This is a genomic window from Acidovorax sp. KPB24-03 (assembly GCF_057546605.1).
Map to the genome: position 1 here is coordinate 1 of NZ_BAAJYR010000938.1, position 588 is coordinate 588.

The following is a 588-nucleotide window of genomic DNA, read 5'->3' on the forward strand; positions in this document are numbered from 1 at the left end:
CACGTCCTGCATGCGGGGCGCGGCCTCGGCCGCCGGGCCGCGGGCGTCGGCGGCACTGTCCAGTTGCGCGAGCATGCGCGCGATGCGGTCGGCCAGGTGCTCGTTGGTGAGCTTTTCGCGAAAGCGCTCCACCATGAGCGGAAAGGCGAACGGGCTCGGCCGCAGCAGCGCCCGCACCACGCGCTGCTGGCCCTGCATGCGGCGCAACGCGGCCAGCAGCTGGGCCACGTCCAGTTCCTGGCTCAGCACCTCTTCGTCGGCCTGGCGCAGCAGCATGTTGGTGGTGTCGTATTTGCGAAAGACCTCGAAGAACAGTTGCGACGACGCCTGCAGCTGGCGGGCGCTGCGGCGCTCGCCGGGGTGGCTCTGGAAGATCAGCCCCGACACGCGCGCGATCTCGCGAAAGCGCCGCCGCGCCATCTCGGTGGCGTTCAGGCTGGCCAGCACTTCGTGCAGCAGGGCCTGGCGCTCGGGGTCGCCGTGCGGCGCCTCGGGCAGGGGGTGGCCCGCGGCATCGTCGGCTTCGGCCCGGGCGGCATTGGCCGTGTTGCGGATGGCCAGGACTTCGCTGGCGGGCACGCGCAGGTC

The 588-nt window shown here is 72.1% G+C and carries 1 pseudogene; it reads right to left on the reverse strand.

Annotation, left to right across the window (positions count from 1 at the left end):
* Positions 1-588: pseudogene (locus tag AC27KI_RS26905) on the reverse strand (DNA ligase-associated DEXH box helicase); the annotation flags it as partial.